Raw genomic sequence first — 6,530 nt, forward strand, 5'->3', positions numbered from 1 at the left:
TCGATCCGACGGTGCCTGCGGGCGGATCGGGATGGGCGTGAGACGCGTGCACGAGCGGGTCGGCCGGGGCCGTGGCTGCTCGTACAAGCAGTCAACTCCCCAATTGGGGAGTGATCGCGACAGCCCTTGGGATTGCGGCCCGGGAGCTGTCCAGGACCTGACTCGGAGGACCTGATGCAGAACAGCATGACACGCACGATGCTGCGGCCGACGGCCGGAATCATCGACGACATCGAGAAAGAGGACGACTCCAAGGGCTACGAGCCCGAGGACGCCGTCCGCGTCGACGTCGCCCTGGTGCTTCTGCCCAACGTCGCCCCGGCGCGTGCCGGTTGGGAGGTGGCGGCGTGATCACCAGCCTGACCGACGCGGAGCGCGCGGAGCTCTCGCGGAAGAACGCGGAGCAGAACAAGCGGTCGGAGAACAACCGCCGATGACCAAGCCGCCGACGGACGACCTGTACGTCCGCTACATGAAGGCGTTCGAGGACTCCCTCGAACACACCAACAACTGCGAGGCCTGCCAGAACGGTCAGGACTGCGTGGCCGGGGCGCCGTTCCACGAGCGCCTCGCCCGGCTCCAGGACGCCTACCAGGCCAGGCAGAAGCAGCAGCGCCGCTGACCTCCGGCATTGCCCGTCGTCTCCGCCCCTCACCGGGGCGGGGCCGGCGGAGAGCGTCGGGATCACCCCGCTCCGGCCCATCCGGCCGCCGCCGACACGCCAACAGCCCCAGGGTGGCCGCCCTGGGGCTGTCTCGTACGCAACGGACCTATCGGGAGGCCCTTATGAAGTCCACCATCGCACAGACCCTCCAGGCGACGCGCGCCGCTCAGGCTCCCTCCGCTGCCCTGCCGGTCAACAGCAACTGGCGGGTCCGCGGCGCCTGCGCCCAGGAGGACCCCGAGCTGTTCTTCCCCATCGGCAACACCGGCCCGGCTCTCCTGCAGATTGATGAGGCCAAAGCGGTGTGCCGCAGGTGCCCCGTGCTGGAGAGGTGCGCGGCCTGGTCGCTGGAGACCGGCCAGACGCACGGCGTCTCGGGCGGCATGTCCGAGGACGACCGCCGCCGGATCAAGCGCCGCGCCGCCCGCCAGGCCCGCAACGCCTCCTGATCTGGTCTGACGGCTGCCTGATCCGCCCGCGCCGCCCGCTGAACCTTGGCGGCCGGGACGGGCGGTGACGGGGAGCCGGACAGCCCGGACCGACAGCCCAGGGAGGCCCTGATGGGCACGACGATCACCCAGCTCGACACCGCGACGACCGACGCCAGCGCCACTCGGCTGCCGGGCTCGCTGTGCACGCACACGCCGCACTGCCCGTCGGCCTCCAGCCCGGCGGCGGAAGCTGCCCGCGTCGTGGCCAGCCACCCGGAGCAGGGCTGGAGCCTGCTGTGCAACGCCGTGCTGGTCTTCGACGACACCGGCGAGCTGTTCCCCGACGGCCGGGTCATCGACCCGCACCGTCCCCTCGCGATCACGGCCTGACGGCTGCCTGATCCGCTCGCGCCGGCCGCCGCACCACGGCGGACCGGATCGGGCGGTGACGGGGAGTCGGACAGTCCCGTTTCGCTCCCGCCCGGCGGGAGCCACGGACAGTTTCGAGCCCGCCCCCCAGCACTCCCCTGGACCCGCCGCCCGCACCACGGGCGACCGGATTTTCAGCGTGGCCCGCTCCGGGAAGGCAACGGCCCCTCGGGGTCTACTTCGGCTCCGCCGACCGCCGTTTCGGGAGCAGCCGCCCGCGTTTCGGGAGCGGCCCCCACCGTTTCGCCCACACCCTGAACGACTCACTCCGGAGGCCCTCATGACGATCACCGACTGGCCGCGAACCGCGGCCGACCCCACCCCCGACTCGGCTTCACCGGCCGCCGTTTCGGGAACGCCCAAGCCGGTTTCGGGAACGCCCGGCACCGTTTCGGACGCGCCGGAATCCGCTTCGGACGCAGAAAGCGGAATCGGAACGGAAGACTCCCCGGCGAAGCTGACCGGCACCCAGAAGTGGACGGCCGGAGCGATCGTGATCGCCGCGCTCGCTCTCGCGGGCATCGGCCTGTACCTGTCCTTCGAGCATGTCGCGGACTTCGCCTACAAGGAGCTCCGCTTCGGCACGCTGGGCAAGGGTCAGCTGTTCGCGGTCGGCGTCGACGTCGGCATCATGGTGATGATCGCGGTCGACCTGCTGATGGCCTGGCTCAAGCGCCCCATCAACTGGATTCGCTACCCGGTGTGGCTGCTGACGAGTGCGACGGTCGTCCTCAACGCAGCGTCCGGCGCCCCGGAAGGGGCATGGAGGCTGCTCGACTACGTCGCCGCCGGCGCCCACGGCGTCGTGCCGATCCTCTTCATCACGGTCGTGGAGATCGGGCGCACCTCGATCGACCGCATGGTCCGCCCTGACCAGGCCGAACGGGACTCGATCCCGTGGCTTCGGTGGATCCTCGCCCCGGTGGCGACGCCCCGGATCTTCCGCCGCATGCGGCTATGGGGCATCACCTCCTACCCGGAAATGATCCGCCGCGACCAGGAGCTCATCGCCTACGAGCTGTGGCTCAAGCGCAAGCACGACGGCGACTTGTCCAAGGCGTCCGAGGATGAGCTGCTGCCGATGACGATGGCCCCCTACGGCTACACCGTCGCGGAGTCCCTGGCCATGCCCGATGAGCAGGAACAGGCAGCTCAGGAGCGTGAGGAGGAAGCCGAGCGGCGGCGCCTGGACGCGGAGACGCGCAGCGAGGTCGCCAAGGCGGAGTCCGAAGCCGAGCGCCTGCGCGCCAAGGGCAAGGTGGAGGCGGTCCGCGCTGAGGTCGACGGCCAGACCGGCCAGGCCCGCGCACACGCCCGAGCCCAGGTCAGCGCCGCAGAGCGGGCCGCTGAGCTGGAGGAAGCGGCACTGCAGACGGCCGTCGTCGCCGAAGCCCGAGCCCGCGAGGCGGAGGCGGAGCACAAGGAGGCCCAGGAGCGTCAGGCGAAGGCCGCCGCCGATCTGGAGACAGCCGAGCTGGAGCGCCAGGCGGCGGATAAGCGGAGGCTCGCGGCGGAGGCCGACCGGGTCGCCGCGGCGGAGGCTCAGGCGATCGAGACGGAGCGTATCGCCGAAGCCCGCAAGGCCACGGCCGAAGCGGACGCGGCTGCTGCCGAAACAGAGAAGGCCGCTGCCGAAACGCGCCGCCGCGCTGCCGAAGCTGACCGGCTGGCGGCACAGGAAGCCGAGCGCATCGCGACCGCCGACGCGAACACGCAGGCAGCCCGCAAGCGTGAGGCCGAAGCCGAACTCGCCGCTGCCGAAACGCGGCTCGCCGCTGCCGAAGTCGAGCGGCGCGCGGTCGAAATCGAGGACGCCGCGAAGCTGCTCCCGCGCGAGCGGGCGGTCCGCAAGGTCGCGCGCATGGCGCTCGCGGGCGGCCTGGTGATGGCCGGCCTCGGTCTGGACGAAATCCACCCCGCGCTGTGCCGGGTGGTCTCGATCGCCGACGTCCAGCGCGAGACAGCGGTGTCCTCCACGGACACGGCCTCGAAGTACCGCCAGGAGGCGGCCGAACTGCTCGCCGGCGGCTACCGCCCGGAGCAGTGACCTGCACAAACGAGCTGTTCGACGGTTCCACCGGCTCCCGAGACGAAGTCAGCGCCTCGGGAACGCGGTGAAGGCGCCGAAACGCCACCCCAAACCCTGCCAGATCCCCCCGGCCCCGAGAAGGAGAAACCCCAGCTCATGGATATCAACCAGCTGTTCACGGATGAGGGCCTGCGGGCCTTCACCGCGCAGATGCGCGACCAGCACATGAAGGACGCCCAGCAGTACGGGCAGATCGCCGACATCATCCGCCGCCGACTGGAGAACGAGAAGATCGACGGCGACCGCTGGATGTCCAGGAAGCTCCGGGCCTGGAAGGTGTCGCGGCAGGTCAAGGCCATGCAGAAGGCATCCGAGGGCGCGGCGAGTTCGGCGGAGGCGCTGTACGCGACCTACAGGAACGAGGTCCTGGAGCTCCCTCAGCGCCGGGCGGTGGCGGCGGCCCGGAAGGCTGAGCGCAAGCAGAACCGCCAGGCGGCCGCCGGTGCGGCGGTCGCGAAGTCCCTGGAGAAGTCGGTGACGTCGCTGACCGGCGGCCCGACCCAGCAGGTTCCGGGCCAGATTCCCCAGGCGCGGCCGGCGGAGTTCGTCTCCCCCGACAGCCCCTGGGGGCAGTGGCCGATGGCCTCCGGCGGTGACCACGCCGCCCCGACGAGCACGATCAACGACTACTTCCCGAACGGAGGACAGCAGCGTTGACGACGCCTCGGCAGACGCAAAACCGTGCGAAGCACTGGAACGCGCGGATCGCGGAGGCCAGCAACGACCAGGAGCGAGCCGGGGTCTGGTACGACGCGTGCCGGACCCTGGCCCGCCAGGCCGAACGCGACGGCAAGCCCGACCTGTGGCGCGCGCTCACCGCGACGCTGCACGACTTCTACAAGCGCAACGGAGGGTGACGAAGTTCTTCTTCCTCACCGCTCCTACCTCGCCGCCCGGCGGCCCCCAATGTGCGCGCGTGTCGTGCGCGCGCGAGGGTGCCCCGGGCGGTGACCGTCTGTCAACTCCGAGAGGGAGACGTCATGGCCGACGACGACGGCCCCAACAACTTGATCCACTTCCCCCGCGTGGGCTACACCGAGCCCGCCGCAACCCCTCCGGAGACGCCCGATCCGGGCCCCGCCGATGTGCCGTTCGCGGCCCCCGCCGACGACTCCGAGGACTCCCCCGAACCGTTTGCACTCGCGACCAGGACGTCTCCGCTGGACACCCTGACGGCCCTCGCCGAACCCGGCCTGGGGGCCCCGTTCACCGGTGATGCGGAGGCGGATCCGGCCCCCGCGCCGACCACGCAGACGGTCCCGGCGACGTTCCGTTCCGAGACCGCGCAGCCCGCCGCACCGCGCCTGGGCGCGCTGTCGCTGGCCGCGATCCTCGCGGTGTCGGTGGCCGCGATGCGCGGCATTCACAGCGCCATCGCCGGACGGCGGGAGTCGCGGGAGCAGCGTGAGGCGGTCGCGAAGACCGCGTCCACGGGCAAGGACGGCTCCTCCGGGAGCGGGTCGAAGAAGCAGGTGCAGCCCAGCCACGAATGGGGCCGCAAGTCCCTCCAGTCCGGCCCTGGCGGCCCGGCAGGCCGCTCCGGCGGCACCGGTCCCGGCAGGTCCTCACGGGGCGGCAGCGGCCCGTACAGCGGCTCGGGCGGTGGCAGGCGCACCGCGCCGACGACCAGGTCGCCCGGCGGCTCAGGCGGCGGTTCCGGCGGTGGCCGGGGCGGGCGCGCAGGCGGCTCCGGGTCCGGCTCGGGCGGCAAGGGTTCCGGGGTCAACTCGCCCCGGCGCACGTCGCAGAGCGGCGGCCCCGGCCTGAGCCTGAAGAAGAACAACCGCGGCCCGGGTTCGTCCGGCTCTGGCGGTTCGGGAGGCCCGGGCGGCAGCAGCGGAGGCGGCGGCGGGAGGAAGCGGGGTCCCGGCGGCTCGGGGTCCGGGTCGGCCGGTGGCGGTTCGAGCACGAACCGCAGGCGCGGCCCAGGCGGCACCGGCCCTGGCGGTTCCGCCGGCGGGACGGGTACGAAGCGGGGGCCCGGCGCCTCCGGCTCGGGCACCGGCAAGACCGGACCCGGCAGCAAGAGCCCCGGCAAGGGCTCGGGCACCGGGGCCGGGACGGGCACGGCCGGCTCGAAGGGCCCCGGCACGACCACGGGACCCAAGAGCGGGACGAAGAAGTCACCGCGCGGGACGACCGGCCCGTCCGGGATCCTGCGCAAGAAGCCTGGCACCACCACCTCCGGCACCGGTCCGAAGGCGAAGTCGAAGGGCCCGGGCAAGACCGGCCCCGGCGGCTCCGGCACGACGGCGCCCGGCAAGGGCGGCGGCAAGAAGGGCAAGAAGTCGTCCAAGCGCGGCGGCACGGGCCCGGTCGGTCCCGTACACAAGGCGCCGGGCGGGAAGTCCCGCAAGGGCAAGAAGGTCACGCTCACGCCGGGGATCGCGCACGGCACGTTCGCGGCGACGGACAAGTACGGCTGCCGCTGCCGCAAGTGCCGCCGCTTCAAGCGCGAGTACAGCCGGAAGGTCCTCGGGGCCATGAAGTCGGCGGCGCGCGGCCGTACGACGCTGGGCGAGGCGATCCACGAGACGGCGGAGAAGCGCCTCAAGCGGCGCCGCAAGAAGCTGTCCCCGGTGATGACGAAGGTCAAGGTCAAGAAGCCGAAGAAGAAGTCGGGTTCGAAGACCACGGCGGCCGCGGGCACCAAGCCCGCCGGTCCGACCGCGACCAAGCCCGCCGGTCCGGCGGCGACGGCACCGGCCAAGGGCGGCAGCTGGAACACCGCCAAGGCCCGGGCCCGCAAGCGCGCCCGGATGCGGACGCGTCCCGTCCCGGTGCCCAGCCCGGCCCCGGCCGGGGCGGCCACGGCGCCGACCGTGCCGCCGAAGCCGACCGCCCCGCCGGTCACCCCGGCGACTCCTTCCGTACCGCGACCGAGGTCGAGCAGGGGCAGACGGCCACGGCGAACGGC

Annotated in this window: 7 protein-coding genes and 1 pseudogene; all 8 read left to right on the plus strand. The window is 72.4% G+C overall.

Features of this window, described 5'->3' with window-relative positions; all coding sequences use genetic code 11:
• Window positions 1-186 precede the first annotated feature (186 nt).
• Window positions 187-351, plus strand: coding sequence for a hypothetical protein (locus tag ABZ896_RS51615; RefSeq protein WP_360946122.1), 165 nt, complete (start codon window positions 187-189; stop codon window positions 349-351).
• An 82-nt stretch (window positions 352-433) separates the two neighbouring features.
• A complete protein-coding gene (locus tag ABZ896_RS51620) occupies window positions 434-622 on the plus strand; it encodes a hypothetical protein (protein WP_360946125.1) in 189 nt (62 codons plus the stop codon).
• 164 nt (window positions 623-786) lie between these two features.
• Window positions 787-1,113 (plus strand): WhiB family transcriptional regulator, encoded by a 327-nt coding sequence (locus ABZ896_RS51625; protein ID WP_360946128.1) that lies wholly within the window; start codon window positions 787-789, stop codon window positions 1,111-1,113.
• Window positions 1,114-1,293: 180 nt separating this feature from the next.
• Window positions 1,294-1,485: a DUF5999 family protein gene (locus ABZ896_RS51630; RefSeq protein ID WP_360946140.1), complete on the plus strand. Its 192-nt coding sequence runs from the start codon at window positions 1,294-1,296 to the stop codon at window positions 1,483-1,485.
• Between the two features lie 319 nt (window positions 1,486-1,804).
• The gene (locus ABZ896_RS51635; protein ID WP_360946131.1) at window positions 1,805-3,571 is read left to right on the plus strand and encodes a DUF2637 domain-containing protein; all 1,767 of its coding nucleotides are present in this window, start codon (window positions 1,805-1,807) and stop codon (window positions 3,569-3,571) included.
• A gap of 138 nt (window positions 3,572-3,709) precedes the next feature.
• On the plus strand, window positions 3,710-4,270 hold the full coding sequence (locus ABZ896_RS51640; RefSeq protein WP_360946134.1) for a hypothetical protein: 561 nt from the start codon (window positions 3,710-3,712) through the stop codon (window positions 4,268-4,270).
• Window positions 4,267-4,470, plus strand: a complete 204-nt coding sequence (locus ABZ896_RS51645) for a hypothetical protein (protein WP_360946137.1) — start codon at window positions 4,267-4,269, stop codon at window positions 4,468-4,470. Before ABZ896_RS51640 ends, ABZ896_RS51645 begins: the two co-directional genes overlap by 4 nt.
• Window positions 4,471-4,593: 123 nt before the next feature.
• A pseudogene (locus ABZ896_RS51650) lies at window positions 4,594-6,530 on the plus strand (hypothetical protein); the annotation flags it as partial.

The sequence above is a fragment of the Streptomyces sp. NPDC047072 genome, assembly GCF_040643855.1.
Taxonomy (GTDB): domain Bacteria; phylum Actinomycetota; class Actinomycetes; order Streptomycetales; family Streptomycetaceae; genus Streptomyces.

Excerpts from the sequence above, each read along its gene's own strand:
- ABZ896_RS51615 (WP_360946122.1), top strand. The coding sequence starts at position 187 with ATGACACGCACGATGCTGCGGCCGACGGCCGGAATCATCGACGACATC.
- ABZ896_RS51620 (WP_360946125.1), top strand. The coding sequence starts at position 434 with ATGACCAAGCCGCCGACGGACGACCTGTACGTCCGCTACATGAAGGCG.
- ABZ896_RS51625 (WP_360946128.1), top strand. The coding sequence starts at position 787 with ATGAAGTCCACCATCGCACAGACCCTCCAGGCGACGCGCGCCGCTCAG.
- ABZ896_RS51635 (WP_360946131.1), top strand. The coding sequence starts at position 1,805 with ATGACGATCACCGACTGGCCGCGAACCGCGGCCGACCCCACCCCCGAC.
- ABZ896_RS51640 (WP_360946134.1), top strand. The coding sequence starts at position 3,710 with ATGGATATCAACCAGCTGTTCACGGATGAGGGCCTGCGGGCCTTCACC.